We start from the raw sequence: 18,528 nt of genomic DNA, 5'->3' as shown, positions 1-18,528 counted from the left end.
CGGTGCGTGTCATGTCCTGACGAACTGAGACCTCGGGTGCCCGGGACCTCTCGGTGCGTCCCGGCCGTCGGCCGTGGCACGATCGTAGACATGTTCGAATGTCCGCGCAACACTCAAAAACGGAGAAGCTCCAGGTAGTAGTCCCCGAGCCCACCCGCCCCGAGGATCGCCGTGAAGGCGCCGAGGATCATGAACGGCCCGAAGGGCACTGCCGTCTTGCGGCCGGCCTTCCCGTTGGCCATCAGCAGGACACCGACCACGGCGCCGAGCAGGAAGCCCATGAAGGCGCCGACGAGGAACGTGCCCCACGACAGGCAGGCCGTCATCGCACCCACCAGCCCGGACAGCTTGACGTCGCCGAAGCCCATCCCGCCGGGCGCGAGGAACCAGACGACGAAGAAGAACACGAACAGGATCGCTGCCCCGATCAGCGCCCGGAGCAACGCGTCGCCGTCCCACCCGATCAGCAGCAGAGCGGCGAGCACCGGGTACGACGGCAGCACGATCACGTCCGGCAGCCGCTGGACGTCCAGGTCGATCAGCGCGAGCGCGATCCCGATCCCGGCGAACGCGAGATAGGCCGGCAACAGTCGCAGTCCCTGGTCGTCCAGCCCCAGCCCGTCGCTCATCAGCCGTACGGCGACCAGCGCGAAGAGAATCCCCGTCCCGGCCTCGACCAACGGGTAGCGCCCGCTGATCGGCTCACCGCAGTCGAAGCACCTGCCGCGCAGCACCAGCCATCCCAGCACCGGCACGTTGTGCCGGTTGCGGATCTCGTGCCCGCACTTCGGGCACGCCGACGACGGGTGGACGATCGACTCCCCCGCCGGCACGCGGTGCGCGACGACGTTGAGGAACGACCCGATCGCCAACCCGAGAAGGCCGACGAACACCGGGACGGCGACGGAGAGGAACTCGTGCTCGGTCAGCGCGTGTGGCTCCAGCTCAGGACGGACATCTCGCGGTCCCCGCCGGCCGACGGGTCGCCATCGTCGAAGACCTTCACCTTCGTGTTCAGGGCCAGCTCTCCCCCGGACGTACAACTCGTCCCGGGACAGACATACACGTCCAGGTTCACCAGCGTCGTGTTGAACCCGAAGCCCGGCGAATTGTCGGGGATCTCGAAGATCGGCCCCGTGTGACTGGGATTGCCGTTGGTGATCGCGAAGTCGAGCTCTCGAGCGACGATGCCGAACTTGGCGACCTCGGCGCTGAAGTTGCCGAGGAGGATGTCGAAGTAGCCCAACGGTGCATAGGTCGTGCCCTGGAGGTACAGCAGGATCTTGTTGTTGCCGTTCTTCATGCTGACCATCGGGCAGCTGGTCCCGGTGGCCACGCACGTTCCGGTCTGCCCGCGCAGGACCGGGACGTAGTAGGTCAGGTCGAGGAGGACGGCATCGAGGGTCGAGGAGACGTTCGCCCGGGACCGCGCCGTGTAGGCGACGGTTGCTCCCGTGTAGGTGCCGTCGTAGACCGCCCGCTGCAACGCGTTGAAGACGCCCGGGTTCGTCGAGCTGTTGAAGGTGACGCTGGACGTGGTCATCACGGAATAGCCCTTCCCCGTTCCGTCCGCCAACGACAGCGACGCCGAGGTCGTCGTGCCCACCCTGAGCGTCGCGCTCGCCGCCGAGTTGGTGGTCGCATCCGCGTTCTGGTGGCGCACCCGCAGGGTCGCGGAGGTGACCACCGCCCCGGCAGGAATCGCGGTGCTCGGCACGAACCCGTTTGCGGTCACGGTGGTGCTCCTGGCGCTGGCTGAACCGGGAGCCCAGCTCGCGTTGCCGTTGGCCACCGATGTGACGTTGGGTGCGGTCAGGCCGGTCCAGGTCCCGTCACCGGCTGCCGTGGGGTTGGCACTTGCCGAGAGGTCGTTGATGTTGGCCGCAGACGGAGTGCCGCCGTTCTTGAGCCCGTGGATCACGATTGGCGGCCGGTCGGCGTGGTAGCTGCCGCACAGCTCCATCTCGGTGTTCTGGTCGATGTAGAGCCGACTGGTTCCACCGAACACGAACTGCACGCCCTGCGCGTTGACGTCGGTGATCGGGCTGACGCAGGTCGGCACACGCACGCCGTCCTGCTCGAGGTTCATGTCGATGTTGCTCGGCGGGGGCGTGTTCGTGTTGCCGCCGGCGCCACGCCAGGTGCCGCCGATGAGCTTCCTTCCGTTCAACCGCCACGTGTTGCCAGCGGACCCGAAGATGCTCGTCGGGCAGACGTTCGCACAGCTGTCGTTGTGGAAGTCGAAGTAGTAGGTGCCGGGCTTGAACCACGCCAGCGCGCACAGGTTGGAAGCCGTGCTCAGCGCCGCCGCATTGTCGTAGTAGCCGGGCTCGAAGGTCGCGACATTGCCCGAGCAGGACGTCGGTGGCCTGCGGAGTGGCGGCACGCTGCCGCCGAGCTCGTCGCCGTAGTTCGGGTCCGCGATCGGCGAGCCCGTGTTGCACTGCTTCGTCCCCGGTGCCGTGACCGTCGTCTGGGCGCACGCGCCCACCGCGCGGACATCACCTGCATCGAGCGCGACCGCACCGTTGATGGTGCTGTTGGAGTAGACGCCGCCGTGGACCTTGAGCGTGTCCGCGGTCCGCAGCGGGCCTCCGAGGGTCACGATCGCGTAGCCGGGCTTGTTCGAGTTGTTGATCGGGACAGCCGACCCCTGCGCTCCGGTGTCATCGTCGGGTGCACACTCGACCCTCGCCGACATGGCCTGCTGGGTCTCTCCCGCCGCCTTCGGCATCAGGTTGTTGAGGACCAGCGTGCTGCGCGGATTGGTGGGGTTCGCAACGGTGCCGTTGAAGCCGAAGCACCCTGTGCCGTCGACATTGGTGAAGTAGGAGGGAGACGTCCCGGTGCCAGCGTTCGCGCCGGTACGCAGTGCATTGATGGCCACCTTCGCCCCGGCGTCCGCGGCGTACGACGTCCGCGCGGCGTCCCGAAGCGCGACGGTGGCCCGGAGACTGCCGTCGCCACGGGTCAGCACGAGACCCGTCACGACCGAGACGACCGTGACGATGATGATCGCGATGAGCAGGATCGCTCCACGGTCGCTGCGGGCCTGTCGAACCCTGCTGCGCAGTAGATCGATCATGTCTGTCTCCGTTCGCCGGTGAGCGTGGCGGTGTAGGCGGTGGTGCCGTTGCCGTCAGGGTCGAGCACCGAGAGATGGAGGTAGACGAGCCTCGGGACGTTCGCCCCGGAGCCCGTGCACGCCACGTCGCAGGTCGCCGTGGGCACCACGTTGAGGCTGTGCGCCACCTCGATGGTGGAGTCGACATTCGCCCCGGTGCACCGCACCCGGATGAGTTCGTAATTGTCGGTGGCGTTCGACCGGGCAACGTAGGTGACAGTGATCTTGGTCGGCGTGGAGGTTGAGTCCGGGGTCTCGTAGTCACTCCAGGCCAGGGTCACGACCGTGTCGCCCGACGGGAGCACACAGTCTGGATCGACCTCGACGGACGGGTCCAGCGGGAAGGTCTTCGAGTCTTCGTCGTAAGCCCTTCGCACGCCGATGCTGGCCACGTCACGCTGCCAGTAGACCGCCGCGAATTGCACGTCCTGGGACTCGGTCATCCGCGACTGGGTGTCCACGGTGAAGCGCAGGTAGCTGACCACCACGCCGACGATGCCGGCACCGATGACGCCCATGATGATGACGGTGGCCAAGAGTTCGATCAGGGTGAAGCCCAACTCGTCACGTAGCCGACGGCGAAGACGTTCGATCACGGGCATGACGACCCCGGTCCGCACGTCTTGCGCAGCACGATGGTGAGTCGCTCGGTGGCACGACCGTCGTTGCTGCGCATGGACAGGGTCAGCCGCTGCGTGCCGACGTCACCGCCGGGGCACGATCCTGTGACGCCCAGACCGTTCAGCGGCACCGCCTGTGCCTGTCCGGCCGTGTAGCCCGACGGAGCGGTGAACCCGATGGTGGCTGGATTGTAGGCATTGGCACCCGCGCAGGGCTTGTAGTTGGCATCCGAGGTGGACACGTACTTCTCGATGGCTTCGGCATAGCTGCGCACGTAGGCCCCACCGGTCGACTGCTTGCGGTGGATGTCAGCGGTCTTGATGCTGAGCTGCAGGCCCGCCATCACGGCAAGTCCGGCGGTGCTGAGGATGACAATCGCAACCAGCATCTCCACCAGCGTGGCACCGCCGTCGGAGCGGAGATCGCGCGGGCGCAGCATCACATTTCCACTTGTTCGAAGATGCCGTACATCGCGGACACCAGAGCAATGGCGACGAATCCGACGATGCCCCCCATCACGATGATGACGATCGGCTCGATGAGCGCGGTGAGCTTGGCGATCTTGTAGTCGAGCTCGTCCTCGTAATACTGCGCGGTCACCTCGAGCTGGGTGTCCATCGAGCCGGTCTCCTCGCCCACACGCAGCATCGACGTGGCCGTCCCGGGGAACAGGCGGGTGCGTGCCAGCGGTCCGGCGATCCCCTGCCCTTCGAGCATCGCCTCGTTGACCTGGTTCAGCCGCCTCATGAAGACGCGGTTGCGCAACGAGTCGGTCGAGACCCGAAGTCCCTCGGTCAGGTTGACCCCAGCACCAACCATCGATGCGAGCACCCGGCAGAAGCGCTCGACCAGGGCGTACTGGATCGTCTCCCCCAGCACCGGCACCTTGAGCAGGACCGTGTCGCGGGCGTACTTGCCCTTCTCGAACCGGGTGCCGATGACGAAGATCAGGGTCAGTGCGGCCATGCCGGCGAGGATCGCCCACCACCAGGTGCCGAGGAAGCCGGTCGTGTTGAGCAGCATGCGAGTCGGCAGCGGCAGCTCGGCATCGAGGTCGTTGAAGAAGTCGTCGAACTTCGGGAGGACGTAGATGGCCAGCACCAGGACTGTGGCCACGGACATGCCGGCCACGACCATCGGGTAGAGCATCGCGGACTTGATCTTGCGCCGGGCCTCGATGTCGCGCTCGATGTAGCGCGAGAGCCGGCTGAGCACGGTGTCGAGCTCACCCGTCAACTCTGCAGAGCGGACGATGCCGCGGTAGAACTCTGGGAACACCTTGGGGTAGTGCTCCAGTGTGTCGGAGAAGCGCTCCCCGGTCCGCAGGCCGTCCTCGATCTCGTGCATCATCCGGCGCACCGAGGAGTTGTCACTCTCCGCGCCGATCGCGTGGACTGCGTCGAGGATCGGCAGCCCGGCCCGGAGGAAGGCCGCGATCTGTCGGGACAGGTGCATGACCTGCTCGCGCTTGATGCGAGGCCCGGAGATCTCGTACTGCAGGATGCTCTTCTTCTCGGTGACCCGGAGGTCCCGCAGCTCCTGCTCGTACAGCACCACTTCCGCGTCACCGCGGCTCGGCGCCTTCTGGGTGCCCTTGACCTTCTCCCCGGCCAGGTCGACTCCGACATAGGCGAACTTGGGCATGCTCAGACTCCCGCGACGTAGATGGAACGCATGACTTCGGCAGCCGTCGTGGTGCCGTGGGTGACGAGCTGCGCCGCCTGCTGCTGCAGGGTGCGCATCCCCTGGTTCTGCGCGAGCTTGCGCATCTGGTCGTGGGGGGCATGGTCGACGATGAGCTCACGAACCTCGTCGGTGATGACCAGCATCTCGTAGACACCGATCCGCTCCAGGTAGCCGGTCTGGGAGCAGAAGTGGCACCCGGTGCCGTGCTGGAAGCCGCCGATCGGCTCCGAGCCGCCAAAGGTGTGCAGGAAGGCGAGCTCGTCCGGCGAGGGTTCGTACGGCGCCAGGCACGACGTGCAGCTGCGGCGGACGAGGCGCTGGGCCACCACCGCGGTCACGGACGAGGCGATGAGGAAGGCCTCGATGCCCATGTCGAGCAGGCGGTAGAGCGCCGAGACCGCTTCCGTCGCGTGGAGCGAGGACAGCACGAAGTGGCCGGTCAACGCCGACTGGACGGCGATCCGAGCGGTGTCGACGTCACGGATCTCGCCGACGAGGATCACGTCCGGGTCCTGCCGGAGGATGGACTTGAGACCACCCGCGAAGGTGATGCCGGCCTGCTCGTTGATCTGGATCTGGTTGATCGAGTCGAACTTGTACTCGACCGGGTCCTCGATCGTCATCAGGTTGCGCTCGGGACTGTTCAGCTCACCCAGCGACGCATAGAGCGTCGTGGTCTTGCCACCCCCGGTCGGTCCGGCGCAGATCACCATGCCGTAGGGCGCGTGGATCAGGGCCGAGAAGCGAGCTGCGGTCTCGGGGGGCATGCCGAGCTGCTCGAGCTTGAAGAGCGGGCGACTCTTGTCGAGCACCCTCATGACGACCTTCTCCCCGCCGACGACCGCCGTCGTGGACACGCGGATGTCGATCTCGCGGCCCTCGATCTCCATGGAGATCTGGCCGTCCTGCGGGCGCCGCCGCTCAACGATGTTCATGCCACCGAGGATCTTGATGCGGCTGACGATGGCCGGACCGATCGACCCGGGCAGGTCGAGCACCTCGGTGAGGGCGCCGTCGATGCGATAGCGCACCCGGACCCGCTCGCCGGTCGGCTCGATGTGGATGTCGGAGGCCCGGTCGCGCATGGCCTGGGTGATCACCATCTGCACCACGCGGACGACCGGCGCCTCCTCGTTGGCGCTGGCCACCTCGAGGTTGGCCGCCTCGCGGCGCAAGTTGTCGCGGGCCTCGAAGGCCTGGATCTGGCTGCCGACCTGCTGGGTCGCCCGGTAGGCGGTGTCGAGGCCGCGCTCGAAGTCGCGCAGGGTGGTGACGGCCACCCGGACCGGTCGGCCGAGCGTCGCGGCGAGCGAGGTGAGTCGCTCCGGCGCCGGGTCGACCACGGCCAGCGTGACGGCGTCGTCGTCCACGTCCATCGGCAGGGCCTGGAGGAGGGCTGCCTGCTCGCGGGTGAGCAGTGCGATCGCCTCCGCGGCCGGAGTCTGCTCGCGGAAGTCCACCAGCGGGACGCCGTGGTGCTCCGACAGCGTCCGGGCGAGGGTCTCGTCGGTGATGGCGCCGCTCGCGATCAGCTTGGCTCCGAGCGAGGGGCCGTCCTGCTCGCGAGCAGCGTCCAGCTGGTACGGCTGCACCCGCCCGGCGCTGACCAGGATCCGGCCGAGACGCTCGTCGTCCTCGTCAGTTCGAGCCGCTGAGACCGGAGCGGGGCCCTTGCTGTGCTTGCCCTTCAGTCGCATGGAAGGAGTCGCCTCACCGGCCCGCGCCGGCGGTGAACCGCGGGCGGGCCTCGATGTCCTTGGGGTAGAGGCTGCGCGCGCTGGCGTCCTCCTCGGTCACGATGCCGGCCTGGATGAGCTGCGAGAGCGACTGCTCCAGCGTGATCATCCCGTCCTGGGAGCCGGTGATCAGCGAGTTGCGCAGCTGGTGGGTCTTGCCCTCCTTGATCAGGTTGCGCACCGCCGGCGTGGCCACGAGCACCTCGTAGGCCGCGATCATGCCGCCACCGATGCGCGGGACCAGGCGCTGGTAGACCACACAGCTGAGCGCAGAAGCGAGCTGCACCCTGATCTGGGCCTGCTGCTCGGCAGGGAAGACGTCGATCATCCGGCCGACCGACTGGGCGGTGTCGTTGGTGTGCAGGGTGGCGAAGACGAGGTGTCCGGTCTCGGCCACGGTCAGCGCGAAGGCGATCGACTCGAGGTCGCGCATCTCACCCACGAGCAGGACGTCGGGGTCCTCGCGGAGCACGGATCGCAACGCGTTGGGGAAGCTGTCGGTGTCGGTGCCGACCTCGCGCTGGTTGACCGCCGCCATCTTGTGGTCGTGGACGTACTCGATCGGGTCCTCGACGGTGATGATGTGGCAGCCGCGGTTGGTGTTGATCAGGTCGATCAGCGACGCCAGGGTCGTCGACTTGCCGGACCCGGTGGGACCGGTCATCAGGATCAAGCCCTGGTGCTTCATCGCCAGGCTGCGCAGCGCCGGCGGCAGGCCGAGGGCGTCAGGCGTGGGCACGTCACGAGGGATCATCCGCAGCGCGACAGCCGTGAGGCCGCGCTGCGTGAACGCGTTGCCCCGGATCCGGGCGTGCTCGCGCCACGAGAAGGAGAAGTCGTACTCGTGCTTCGACTCCCACGCACCGTGCTGGTCCGGGGTCAGCACCTCGGCGAGCAGCGCGTCGGTCTCCTCCGAGCTGAGCGCGGACTGGCCGGGGACCGGGGAGAGGGTGCCGTCGACGCGGAGCATCGGCGGCAGGCCGACCGTCAGCAGCAGGTCGGTACCGCGGACCTCCCAGAGGGCGGCCAGGAGCTGGTCGATGCGGTCACCGATGCGGTGCGGGTGGTGGAACATCCGATCCCCTCACGGACGGCCGAAGGAGGGCCGCCGCCGGAGCGGCGACCCTCCTGGAGAAATTCTGGATCAGCAGGTGGGAGCCGGCGTGATCTCGCCGGTCGTGGCGCTGATCGTGTCCGCCGGGTCGATGCTGGAAGCGCCCGACGGGTCCTCGCGGAGGAAGCCCTCAGCGCCACCGACGAGGTCGCCGACGGTGGCCGGGTAGTCGTTGTTCTCGGCGTAGTACGCCTCGATGGCGGTCTCCACAGTGCGAATCTCGGTCCGGCAAGCAGCCGTCTCGCCGTTGTCAGTGATGCCACGCACGGAGAAGACCACGACCGCGGCGAGCACGCCGAGGATGATGATGACGATCAGGAGCTCGATGAGGGTGAAACCGCGGTCCTCGCGGCGAGCCGCCTGGAGGCGGTCAAGGGTTCGACGCATGTGAAATACCTCTTTGGAAGAGAGAGACGAGAGAAGGGCGTGTGGCCCGAGCCAGTGCACTCAGGAAACGACGGCATGCGATGCCTCGTCATGGCTATCGACATTTCTTTACTTTGCGTCTAGACCGGGGTGAGTTAGGGTGCCCTCCGTCAACCATCGGATCCGATGGTTGTGGGGAAAACCGAGCGAAGTCCGCTCTCATCTGCATCGAGCCCATGGGCAGCCTCCGGACCCTCGGATCCGACGCCGCAGACGACCCATCGGCAGTTCCCGCTCCCTCGCCAGTGATCTGGGCCACACTGTGCCCGTGGCGACGACGAGAGCTCCCAGCAAGCAGTCCGTGGTCAACCTCTGGGACTTCCTGGTCAAGGGCGGCATCGCCGACCTGACCCGGACACCGTCGGAGATCATCGACACCGGACAGACCCGCGAGCTGCACCGCTACGACAAGGTCAAGGGAGTGCGCAACAAGGGGATCCCGGTTCTCCTCGTGCCGCCGCTCGGTTCCCAGGCGTCCTGCTTCGACCTGCGCCAGGGGCTCTCGCTCGCCCAGGACTTCGTCAACCGCGGCCGACCGACGTACCTCGTCGACTACGGGCCGCTCAAGGGCGTGGACCGCAAGGTCGGCATCGAGCACTTCGTCAACGACGTCCTGCCGCCTGCGATCCGCAAGGTGACCGAGGACGCCGGCGGCCGCGACGTGCACCTGGTCGGGTGGTGCATGGGTGGGCTCCTGTCGCTGGGGACCGCAGCCGTCCACCAGGACCTGCCCATCCGCACGGTCGCGATGGTCGCCAGTCCGTTCGACCTCTCCAAGCAGCCGATCCTCAGGCCGGTGCAGGCGATTGGCCGTGTGACACGTGGTCGCATCGTCGGCAGTGCTCTCAAGGTCGCCGGGTCCGTGCCGGCGCCGGTCGTGAGCCTCGGCTTCAAGGCGACCGCCCTGCCGACGTACCTGAAGAAGCCACGCACGCTGTGGTCGAGACGCGAGGACCGCGAGTTCCTCGGTCAGGTCCAGGCGGTCGATCACATCATGAACAACATGCTGGCCTACCCGGGGCGGGCGACCCTGCAGGTCTACCAGCGCCTCGCGCTGCGCAACGAGCTCGCCACCGGCAAGGTGCAGGGCCCCAACCACCTCGTCGACCTGGCCACGGTGAGGGTGCCGGTCATGAACATCGCCGGAAAGTCCGACGTCCTCGTCCCAGCAGCTGCCGCCCACCACGTCGGCGAGCTCCTGCCGAACTCCACCGACGTCCGGCTGCCCCTCGCCCCCGGCGGCCACCTCGGTGTCCTCACCGGGACGAAGGCGCCCGAGACGACGTGGGTCGAGATCCACGGGTTCCTCGAGAAGCACGACCGGAAGCGGTAGGCCGCCACTCCACGGACGACGGTGGCCGTCGTCACGATGGTGCCGCGAACGCCCGCCTCAGTGACCCGACAGCCTCCCGGTGACCCGACCGATCAACCGGGTGCGGCCGGGAGCGATCCGGGAGGCCAGGTCGATCACGCGGGCGTCGGGTCCGACGACGGCGCGGGCCTGGTCCTTCTCGATCGCCTTGACGATCCGGCGGGCGACGAGCGAGGGCGGCGGCATCAGCACGCCCAGCCGGCCCTGGGACAGCTTCGCGACGCGGGCGCCGTCGGAGCCTCGCGCGGTGGCGGCGATCGCGGTGCGGTGGGTGCCGGGGTAGATAACGCTGACACCGACCGTGGTCCCCGCGAGCTCGCCACGCAAGGCCTCCGAGAACGCCTTCACCGCGCCCTTGGTGAGCGCGTACGTCGCCGTGTGCGGCAGTCCGAGCAGCCCGGCGATGCTGGACACGTTGACGATGTGGGCCTCCTCCTGCTCGCGCAGCACGGGGAGGAAGGTGCGGCACCCGTGAACGACGCCCCAGATGTTGACGTCGACCAGGAGACGGATGTCCTCGAGCCGCTCGTCGGCGAAGGGACCGACCGAGGTCACTCCGGCGTTGTTGACCAGGACGTGCACGGCATCGTGGAGGGCGAGCACCTCCTCGGGCAGGGCAGCCATCCGCTCGGCGTCCGACACGTCGGCGAGGTGGGTGCTTGCCAGGCGCCCCTCGGCGCGGACCAGCCGTGCCGTCTCCTCGAGCCCGTCGGGTCGGAGGTCGACGAGCGCGACGTCGCAGCCCTTCGCCGCCAACCGGCGCGCCGTCACCCGACCGATGCCGCTGCCCGCACCGGTCACCACAGCAACACGTCCGTCGAGTCTGTCCACGGACGCCACACTAGAACCTGTTCCAGTCGTGCGCGCCGCAGGTCTCAGGACGGACCGACGTGCTCCTCGAACACCAGCACCGTCTGGGTCGCGACGACCTCGGGCAACGACTGGATCCGCTCCAGCACGAGCTCGCGCAGGTGGTCGGCGTCGCGGGCCCGCACCAGGATCACGCAGTCGAAGTCGCCGGTGACGAGGGCGACGTGCGCAGCCTCCTCCAGCTCCCAGACCTTCTTGCGGAATGACTTCCACGAGTTCTGCTTGGTCCGGACGTGGACGTACGCCGCCAGCCCGAGCCCCAGCGCGACGTGGTCGACGTCGATGGTGAACCTGCGGATCACCTTGGCGTCGGTCATCCGCTTCACCCGCGCGTAGGCACTCGCCCGGCTGACTCCGACCTGGGTGGCGACGTCCCGGATCGAGGTCCGGGCATCGGTGCGCAGGACGTCCAGAATTGCACGGTCGGTCGCATCCATGTCGGACAGTCTGCCACTCAGGTCGGGTCCACCGGAGCCATTCGTCTGAGGATGCTGGCAATTCGGTGGACCAGATCACAGACTTGGGCCATGTTCGAGGAAGCGCAGCACTTCGCCCCGGTCACCGCCGACGAGGACGGATCCCTCAAGGTGCACCTGGGCGACGACCACCCAGGCTTCGCCGACCCGGCGTACCGCGCCCGGCGCGACGCCCTCGCCACCCTCGCGAGCAACTGGCGGCCCGGCACGCCGGCTCCGCTCGCGGAGTACACCGATGCCGAGCACCGCGTGTGGCGCGTGGTCAGCGAGGCGCTGGTGACCAAGCACCGCGCCCACGCCTGCCGCGAGTTCCTCGACGGCAAGGAGTCCCTCGAGCTGCCGATCGACCACATCCCGCAGCTGGCCGAGGTCAGCGAGTGGCTGCGCCCCCTGACCGGCTACCGCTACCAGCCCGCCGCCGGCCTCGTGCCGCTCCGCGACTTCTACGGCTCGCTCGCCGACAAGGGCTTCTGGTCGACGCAGTACGTCCGCCACCACTCCGTGCCGCTCTACACCCCCGAGCCGGACGTCCTCCACGAGGTCGTCGGCCACGGAAACACCCTCGCCAACCCGCGCTTCACGGCCCTCTACGAGCTCGCCGGCCAGGCCTCTCGCCGGGTCCGCACCACCGAGGCGCTGGAGTTCATCAGCAAGGTCTTCTGGTTCACCCTCGAGTTCGGGATCCTCTGGGAAGCAGGCGACCTCAAGGCGTACGGCGCCGGCATCCTCTCCTCCCCCGGCGAGATCGAGGCGTTCCGCGGGATGACCATCCGCCCCCTCGACATCGGCGAGATGGGCAGTCAGGTCTACGACATCACCGACTACCAGGACGTCCTCTACGTCGCGGACTCCTTCACCCAGATCGAGGACGTGATCGGCGGCTTCTGGGCCGACTGCACCGACGACTCGATCGCCCGGCTCTCGGCGCGCCACCCCGCCCACACCTGAGGTCCCGCGGTCGGTGGGCCGCTCAGCCGCGCGCACCCCGCGCGGCCCAGGCGACGAGCTCGCGGGCGGGGCCCTCTGCGGGTTGCGGGCCACCGAGCCACACTGCGTGCAGCCGGCGGGTCAGGTCCAGACCGGCCACGGTGATCCGCACCAGACGGCCAGTGGCGAGGTCGTCGCGGACGGCGTGGGCGCCGACAGCAGCCGGACCTGCCCCCGCTGCGACGGCGGCGCGCACCGAGGCCGTGCTGGACAGCTCCAGCATCGGCGGAGGTTGCGGCATGTCGGCGAGAGCCCGCTCCAGGACGGTCCTGGTCCCCGACCCGGCCTCCCGTACGACGAGGGGCGTGGCCGCCAACGTGGCGGCGGTGACCCGACGGCGCGGGCGGGACGCCCAGGGGTGGGTGGGGCCGACGACCACCACGAGCTCATCGGTGCCGACCAGACGACGGCGCAGTCCCTTGGGGGCATCCGGTCCCTCGACGAAGCCCAGCGCCACCTCCCCGGAGGTGACCAGCTCGGTCACGCGCTCGGTGTTGGTCGCCGTCATCCGGATCTCGGTGGGTTGCTGTCCCAGCTGGGCCTGCTGGGCACGGAGTCCGACCAGCCACCCGGGCAGCAGGTGCTCCGCGATCGTCAGACTGGCGGCGATGGTCAGGTGGCCGCGGCGGTCCGAACGGATCGAAGCGATGCCGGCATCCAGCTCCTGGGCGGCATCGAGCACCCGATCCGCCCACTGCACGACGAGCTCGCCGGTCGGGGTGAGCTCCGAGCCGCGCTTGCTCCGCGCCACCAGCGGCTCACCGACGAGCGACTCCATGGTCCGTACCCGCGACGACGCGGCCTGCTGGGAGATGCCGAGCTCGCTCGCCGCAGCCCCCAGGCTGCCGGTGCGGGACACGACGACGAGCAGCTCGAGAGCCCGGAGATCCGGGACGTACGGACCCAACATGCTCACAAGCCTATCTTGTGAGCACCCAACCACAACCTCGTTCTGTGAGACGCCGTGGATCAGCAGACTCTGCACCATGACTCTTCGTGTTGCGATCGTGGGCGGCGGACCGGCTGGCATCTACGCGGCCGACATCCTGACCAAGTCGGACGTCGACGTCTCCGTCGACATCCTCGAGCGCCTGCCGGCGCCCTTCGGGCTCGTTCGGTACGGCGTCGCTCCGGACCACCCCCGCATCAAGGAGATCATCAAGGCGCTCCACCGCGTGCTGGAGAAGCCCGAGGTCCGCTTCCTCGGCAACGTCGAGTACGGCGTCGACGTGAAGCTCGAGGACCTCCGCGAGTTCTACGACGCCGTCGTGATCTCGACCGGCGCGATGGCCGACCGCGATCTCGGCATCCCCGGCGAGGAGCTGTCGTACGGCGCCGCCGACTTCGTGTCCTGGTACGACGCCCACCCCGACGCCCCCACCACCTGGCCCCTCGACGCGACCAGCGTGGCCGTCGTGGGCGTCGGCAACGTGGCGCTCGACGTCGCCCGGGTCCTCGCCAAGACCGGCGACGAGATGCTGGTGACCGACATTCCCGCCCACGTGCACGAGGGCCTGCAGGCCAAGACGATCACCGACGTGCACGTCTTCGCCCGCCGCGGCCCGGCGTACGCGAAGTTCTCGCCGCTGGAGCTGCGAGAGCTCAACCACTCGCCCAACGTCGAGGTGATCGTGCACCCGGAGGGCTTCGACGTGGACGAGCACGGCATGGAGCACATCGCGCAGCACAAGGCGCAGAAGATGGTGCTCAACACCCTGACCAGCTGGGTCGGTGCCGACCCGGTGGGCAAGGACCACCGGATCCACCTGCACTTCGCCGAGGCGCCGGTCGAGATCACCGGTGCCGACGGCAGGGTCACCGGCCTGCGCACCGAGCGCACCCACTCGCCCGAGGCCGACGGCAACGTCGTGGGCACCGGCGAGTTCACCGACTGGGACGTGCAGGGCGTCTACCGCGCCGTCGGCTACCGCAGCACCGCCCTCCCGGGCCTCCCCTTCGACGACCGCGCCGCGGTCATCCCGAACGACGGCGGCCGGGTGCTCGACCTGGATGGCACCCCGATCCCCGGCACCTTCGTGACCGGCTGGATCAAGCGCGGCCCGGTCGGCCTGATCGGCCACACGAAGAGCGACGCGGCCGAGACCGTCGGCCACCTGCTCGCCGACACCGTGCCGACCGCGACCGCGCGTCGCCCCGAGGACGTGGACGCCTACTTCGCCGAGCGTGACGTCGCCGTGGCGACGCACACCTCGTGGGAGCTGCTCGACGCGCACGAGGTCGCCCTCGGCGAGGCCGCCGGCCGGGCCCGGGTCAAGGTCGCCAGCCGCGAGGAGATGCTGCGGGTGGGTCGTCCCGCCTGACCGGGAGCTCATTGTCGAGTGATCTGGTAGCGTTCGGCCCTGTCACGAGTGCCAGTGCGAAGCCCCGGCTTGCTGGCCGGCAACCCTCCTCCGCGGTGGGGTGCCCCGGGTGAGGACACGGCCTCCTGCGCACCGCAGGTCGGCAAGCGCGGACTCCGGCACGGGGTCCCCGACCCGAGGACACTCCATGACCGCAGGCACCCGCACCGACCGCACTCGCCGAACCCGCCGCATCGACCCACTCGCCGGCTTGGTCGGCGCCGGCGCACCGGTCCCCCTCGTGACCGGGGGGACGACGCCGTACGCGAACCTCGACATCGCCGCCAGCGCGCCCGCGCTCCAAGCGGTCGCGGACCGGGTCGCCGAGTTCCTTCCGCACTACTCGAGCGTGCACCGCGGCGCGGGGTACGCCTCTGCGGTGAGCACCGCGGCCTACGAGACGGCTCGCCGCACGATCGGCGCCTTCGTCGGTGCCCGGCCCGACGACGTCGTCCAGGTGGTGCGACACACCACCGACGCGCTGAACCTGCTGGCGAGCGCAGTGCCCGGTGACGTGGTCGTCCTCGACATCGAGCACCACGCGAATCTCCTGCCCTGGCGGGCCAACGGGGTCCGTACGGTCCCCGCCCATCCCACCGTCGCCGCCACTCTCGCGGCTCTCGAGCACGAGCTCGCCCGGACCCCCGCCGCGCTGCTGGCGGTCACGGGAGCCTCCAATGTGACCGGCGAGATCCTGCCGTTGGCCGAGCTGGTCGCGATCGCGCACCGCCACGGCGCCCGGATCGCCGTCGACGGCGCCCAGCTCGTGCCCCACCACCGGATCCACGTCGCCGAGCTCGGCATCGACTACCTCGCCTTCTCGGGCCACAAGCTCTTCGCGCCGTACGGCGCCGGCGTGCTCGTCGGACGTCGCGACTGGCTCGACGCCGCTCCCCCGTACCTCGCCGGCGGCGGCGCCGTCACCCACGTCACCACCGACTCCGTGACGTGGGGCGCTGCTCCGGCCCGCCACGAGGCGGGGACACCCAATGTCGTCGGAGCGGTCGCGCTCGCTGCTGCCTGCGAGGTGCTCGCGGCTCTCCCGGACGGCGCACTGGTGCGCCACGACGAGGATCTCCGCGACCGGCTGATCGGCCGGCTGGAGGCCATCGACGGGGTCCGGACCCTGCAGCTGTGGCGCGGGGAGGTCGACGTGCTCGCCCTCGCGACGTTCACCGTCGAGGGCCACTGCGCCGAGCTCGTCGCGCAGTACCTCTCCGCCGAGCACGGGATCGGCGTGCGTGACGGCCGCTTCTGCGCGCACCCGCTGCTCCGGCGACTCACCGGCGGTGCCACGGCCGTTCGGGCGAGCCTCGGACTGGGCTCCTCCAGCGACGACGTCGACCGCCTCGCCGACGCGATCGAGGACCTGGTCGCCCGCGGCCCGCGCTGGACCTACGGCCCCGACCACCTGCCCACCCCGGACCCGCGCCAGCTGCCCGCATGGGTGTCGGTCACCGACGTCACCTCAGCCTGCGGCTCGTAGGGCGCGTCCTAGGCTGGCGGGGTGACGAGAACCGGCACCATCCTCCGGGTCCCCCCGTTCAGCCAGCAGCTGCACGACGCTGTCGGTGCGTCGTACGACGCCCTCGACCTGCCGGAGGAGGGGCGCGCCGACTTCCTCACGGCCCACGGCTCCGAGGTCGTCGCGATCGTCTGCTCCAACTCCGGCCGCGTCGACGCCGACCTGATCGCCGCACTGCCGAACCTCGCCATGATCGCCAACCAGGGCGTCGGCTACGACAACATCGACGTGCCCGCCGCCCTCGCCCGCGGGATCGCGGTCAGCCACACGCCCGACGTCCTCGACGCCGCGGTCGCGGAGACGGCGCTGGGGCTGCTGATCGCGACCCGGCGCAGGTTCGTCGCCGCGGACCGCTTCATCCGCGACGGACACTGGGCGGACGGGTCCTTCCCGCTGACCGGTCAGGTCTCCGGCAGCCAGGTCGGCGTCCTCGGACTCGGCCGGATCGGGCGCACCATCGCGGGTCTGCTCGAGGCACTCGGCTGCGAGGTCAGCTATCACAGCCGCCACGAGGTGCCCGGTGTCCCCTACGCCTACCACCAGACCGCGGTCGGGCTCGCCGACGCCGTCGACAACCTGATCGTGATCGTGCCGGGAGGCCCGGCCACAGCAGGGCTCGTCGACCGGCCGGTGCTGGACGCGCTCGGCCCGGACGGCGTCCTGGTCAACGTCGCGCGTGGCTCCGTCGTCGACGAGGACGCCCTCCTCGCGGCACTCACCGATGCACGCCTGGGCGCCGCGGGGCTGGACGTCTTCGCGGACGAGCCCCACGTGCCGAAGGCGCTGGTCGCGCTCGACAACGTGGTGCTCCTCCCCCACGTCGGCTCCGCCACCGAGGAGACCCGGGCCGCGATGCGGACCCTCACCCTCGACAACCTCGCGGCCTGGCTGGCCGGGGAGCCGTTGCTCACGCCGATCCCCGAGATGTCGCGCGATCAGTAGCTGAAGCTGGTCGCGCCCTCGTCACCGATCCACTGCCACATCGGGATCGTCCCGCCGATCTCGGCGCTCCCGATCAGGTTCTCCGGGTCGAGCGCCTTGGCGTTGAAGCACAGGGGGCACACGAGGTACTTCCCGCCCGCGGCCTCGTAGCGGGCGAGCAGCTCGGGCAGCGGCGGACACCCCTCACAGGCCTTCCCGACGCCGACGCCGGGGACGGCGAGCCGGACGGCCTCCTTGGTCAGGAACATCAAGGTGGGCCGGCCCTGCTCGGCCGCGCCGAGCGCGACGAGGAACGCGACGGTGACCCGCTCGGGGTCCTCCATCCCGGTGGCCAGGCTGACTACTGCCTTGTTCGACATGACGATCTCCTTCGGGTGCGGGCGGTGGTTCCGCCGATGTCTCGAAGGTAGGAATTCGCAGCCCCGTCGCGCGTCCGCGCTCACGCGCAAAGGTGCGCAGGACTGGCGAGCGGCGCGTACGCGTACGCCGTCACCGCCGCTGGTCGAGGAGGCCGCCCGCGGCCCCGTTGGTCGAGGAGGCCGCCCGCGGCCGTCTCGAGACCCCTGGCCACGATGCACCCACCTACCCGTACAAGACCCGGCACCAACCCGCCAGGTCTCGAGACGGTCGCTGCGCGACCTCCTCGACCAACGGACACCCCTCACCCGTTGGTCGAGGAGGCCGCCCGCGGCCGTCTCGAGACCCCTGGCCACGATGCACCCACCTACCTGTGGGCAAGACCCGGCACCAACCCACCAGGTCTCGAGNTGGTCGAGGAGGCCGCCCGCGGCCGTCTCGAGACCCCTGGCCACGATGCACCCACCTACCTGTGGGCAAGACCCGGCACCRACYCACCAGGTCTCGAGACGGTCGCTGCGCGACCTCCTCGACCAACGGGGACGCCGCCGACCCGGACTGCAGTCGGTCGGTGGTCTCGTTCCGTAGGAGCAGCAACGAGTGGGTACGGCGGACAGCCACCGTTGGTCGAGGAGGCCGCCCGCGGCCGTCTCGAGACCACCCGCCACGGTGCACCTGGGTGTCCACGGGCCAGTTCCGGCATCGACTCACCTGGTCTCGAGACGGTCGCTGCGCGACCTCCTCGACCACCGGGCTTCCCGCCTGCCGGTGGTTGTGTCGGTGGGTCGTGATCCAATATGGGTATGGATCTCGGGACCGCTTCCACCGCACTGATCGGCCGCTACGACGGCTGCTCGGTCGGTGAGCTGTTGACCGAGCTCGGTGCCAATGTGAAGGGCCGACACCAGCTCGAGATCGATGAGTGGATCGGC

At 69.3% G+C, this 18,528-nt stretch carries 17 protein-coding genes and 1 riboswitch; of the genes, 5 read left to right on the top strand and 12 right to left on the bottom strand.

Features of this window, described 5'->3' with window-relative positions:
* Positions 1-113 precede the first annotated feature (113 nt).
* From ASE01_RS23010 to ASE01_RS22975, 8 genes are all read right to left on the bottom strand, one after another.
* On the bottom strand, positions 114-872 hold the full coding sequence (locus tag ASE01_RS23010) for a prepilin peptidase (RefSeq protein ID WP_200958989.1): 759 nt from the start codon (positions 870-872) through the stop codon (positions 114-116).
* 53 nt (positions 873-925) lie between these two features.
* A complete protein-coding gene (locus tag ASE01_RS23005; RefSeq protein ID WP_056758448.1) occupies positions 926-3,085 on the bottom strand; it encodes a hypothetical protein in 2,160 nt (719 codons plus the stop codon).
* A complete protein-coding gene (locus ASE01_RS23000) occupies positions 3,082-3,726 on the bottom strand; it encodes a type II secretion system protein J (RefSeq protein ID WP_157537784.1) in 645 nt (214 codons plus the stop codon). The genes ASE01_RS23005 and ASE01_RS23000 overlap by 4 nt, the downstream gene beginning before the upstream one ends.
* Positions 3,717-4,184 carry a prepilin-type N-terminal cleavage/methylation domain-containing protein gene (locus tag ASE01_RS22995; RefSeq protein ID WP_056758441.1) on the bottom strand — a complete coding sequence of 156 codons (468 nt, stop codon included), beginning with the start codon at positions 4,182-4,184 and terminating at the stop codon, positions 3,717-3,719. The genes ASE01_RS23000 and ASE01_RS22995 overlap by 10 nt, the downstream gene beginning before the upstream one ends.
* Positions 4,184-5,389: a type II secretion system F family protein gene (locus tag ASE01_RS22990; protein WP_056758438.1), complete on the bottom strand. Its 1,206-nt coding sequence runs from the start codon at positions 5,387-5,389 to the stop codon at positions 4,184-4,186. Before ASE01_RS22990 ends, ASE01_RS22995 begins: the two co-directional genes overlap by 1 nt.
* A 2-nt stretch (positions 5,390-5,391) precedes the next feature.
* The gene (locus ASE01_RS22985) at positions 5,392-7,128 is read right to left on the bottom strand and encodes a GspE/PulE family protein (RefSeq protein WP_082606342.1); all 1,737 of its coding nucleotides are present in this window, start codon (positions 7,126-7,128) and stop codon (positions 5,392-5,394) included.
* Positions 7,129-7,141: 13 nt separating this feature from the next.
* Positions 7,142-8,242: a type IV pilus twitching motility protein PilT gene (locus ASE01_RS22980; RefSeq protein WP_056758435.1), complete on the bottom strand. Its 1,101-nt coding sequence runs from the start codon at positions 8,240-8,242 to the stop codon at positions 7,142-7,144.
* Between the two features lie 69 nt (positions 8,243-8,311).
* Complete coding sequence (locus ASE01_RS22975; protein WP_056758431.1) at positions 8,312-8,668, bottom strand: prepilin-type N-terminal cleavage/methylation domain-containing protein; 357 nt, start codon at positions 8,666-8,668, stop codon at positions 8,312-8,314.
* A 307-nt stretch (positions 8,669-8,975) separates the two neighbouring features.
* On the opposite strand from ASE01_RS22975, the gene ASE01_RS22970 reads away from it, so the two are divergent.
* On the top strand, positions 8,976-10,040 hold the full coding sequence (locus ASE01_RS22970; protein ID WP_056758844.1) for an alpha/beta fold hydrolase: 1,065 nt from the start codon (positions 8,976-8,978) through the stop codon (positions 10,038-10,040).
* Positions 10,041-10,097: 57 nt separating this feature from the next.
* On the opposite strand, the gene ASE01_RS22965 is transcribed toward ASE01_RS22970, so the two are convergent.
* Together ASE01_RS22965 and ASE01_RS22960 are read right to left on the bottom strand one after the other, a co-directional pair.
* On the bottom strand, positions 10,098-10,910 hold the full coding sequence (locus ASE01_RS22965; protein ID WP_162260332.1) for an SDR family NAD(P)-dependent oxidoreductase: 813 nt from the start codon (positions 10,908-10,910) through the stop codon (positions 10,098-10,100).
* Between the two features lie 44 nt (positions 10,911-10,954).
* The gene (locus ASE01_RS22960) at positions 10,955-11,386 is read right to left on the bottom strand and encodes an Lrp/AsnC family transcriptional regulator (protein ID WP_056758423.1); all 432 of its coding nucleotides are present in this window, start codon (positions 11,384-11,386) and stop codon (positions 10,955-10,957) included.
* Between the two features lie 90 nt (positions 11,387-11,476).
* On the opposite strand from ASE01_RS22960, the gene ASE01_RS22955 reads away from it, so the two are divergent.
* Entirely contained in the window at positions 11,477-12,373 is an 897-nt protein-coding gene (locus ASE01_RS22955; RefSeq protein WP_056758420.1) for a phenylalanine 4-monooxygenase, read from the top strand.
* Between the two features lie 22 nt (positions 12,374-12,395).
* On the opposite strand, the gene ASE01_RS22950 is transcribed toward ASE01_RS22955, so the two are convergent.
* Positions 12,396-13,322 (bottom strand): LysR family transcriptional regulator, encoded by a 927-nt coding sequence (locus ASE01_RS22950; protein WP_056758840.1) that lies wholly within the window; start codon positions 13,320-13,322, stop codon positions 12,396-12,398.
* A gap of 76 nt (positions 13,323-13,398) precedes the next feature.
* On the opposite strand from ASE01_RS22950, the gene ASE01_RS22945 reads away from it, so the two are divergent.
* From ASE01_RS22945 to ASE01_RS22935, 3 genes are all read left to right on the top strand, one after another.
* A complete protein-coding gene (locus ASE01_RS22945; protein ID WP_157537782.1) occupies positions 13,399-14,733 on the top strand; it encodes an FAD-dependent oxidoreductase in 1,335 nt (444 codons plus the stop codon).
* Between the two features lie 40 nt (positions 14,734-14,773).
* Positions 14,774-14,888, top strand: a riboswitch (SAM riboswitch).
* Positions 14,889-14,920: 32 nt separating this feature from the next.
* Complete coding sequence (locus tag ASE01_RS22940) at positions 14,921-16,258, top strand: aminotransferase class V-fold PLP-dependent enzyme (protein ID WP_056758415.1); 1,338 nt, start codon at positions 14,921-14,923, stop codon at positions 16,256-16,258.
* A 21-nt stretch (positions 16,259-16,279) separates the two neighbouring features.
* A complete protein-coding gene (locus ASE01_RS22935) occupies positions 16,280-17,239 on the top strand; it encodes a 2-hydroxyacid dehydrogenase (RefSeq protein WP_056758412.1) in 960 nt (319 codons plus the stop codon).
* Here ASE01_RS22935 and ASE01_RS22930 read toward each other — a convergent pair.
* On the bottom strand, positions 17,233-17,598 hold the full coding sequence (locus ASE01_RS22930; RefSeq protein WP_056758409.1) for a DsrE family protein: 366 nt from the start codon (positions 17,596-17,598) through the stop codon (positions 17,233-17,235). The genes ASE01_RS22935 and ASE01_RS22930 overlap by 7 nt on opposite strands.
* Between the last annotated feature and the right edge of the window lie 930 nt (positions 17,599-18,528).

Source organism: Nocardioides sp. Root190, from assembly GCF_001428565.1.
Taxonomy (GTDB): domain Bacteria; phylum Actinomycetota; class Actinomycetes; order Propionibacteriales; family Nocardioidaceae; genus Nocardioides.
The sequence above is the reverse complement of the archived record's forward strand: the minus strand, read 5'-3'. Positions and strand labels throughout refer to the sequence as shown.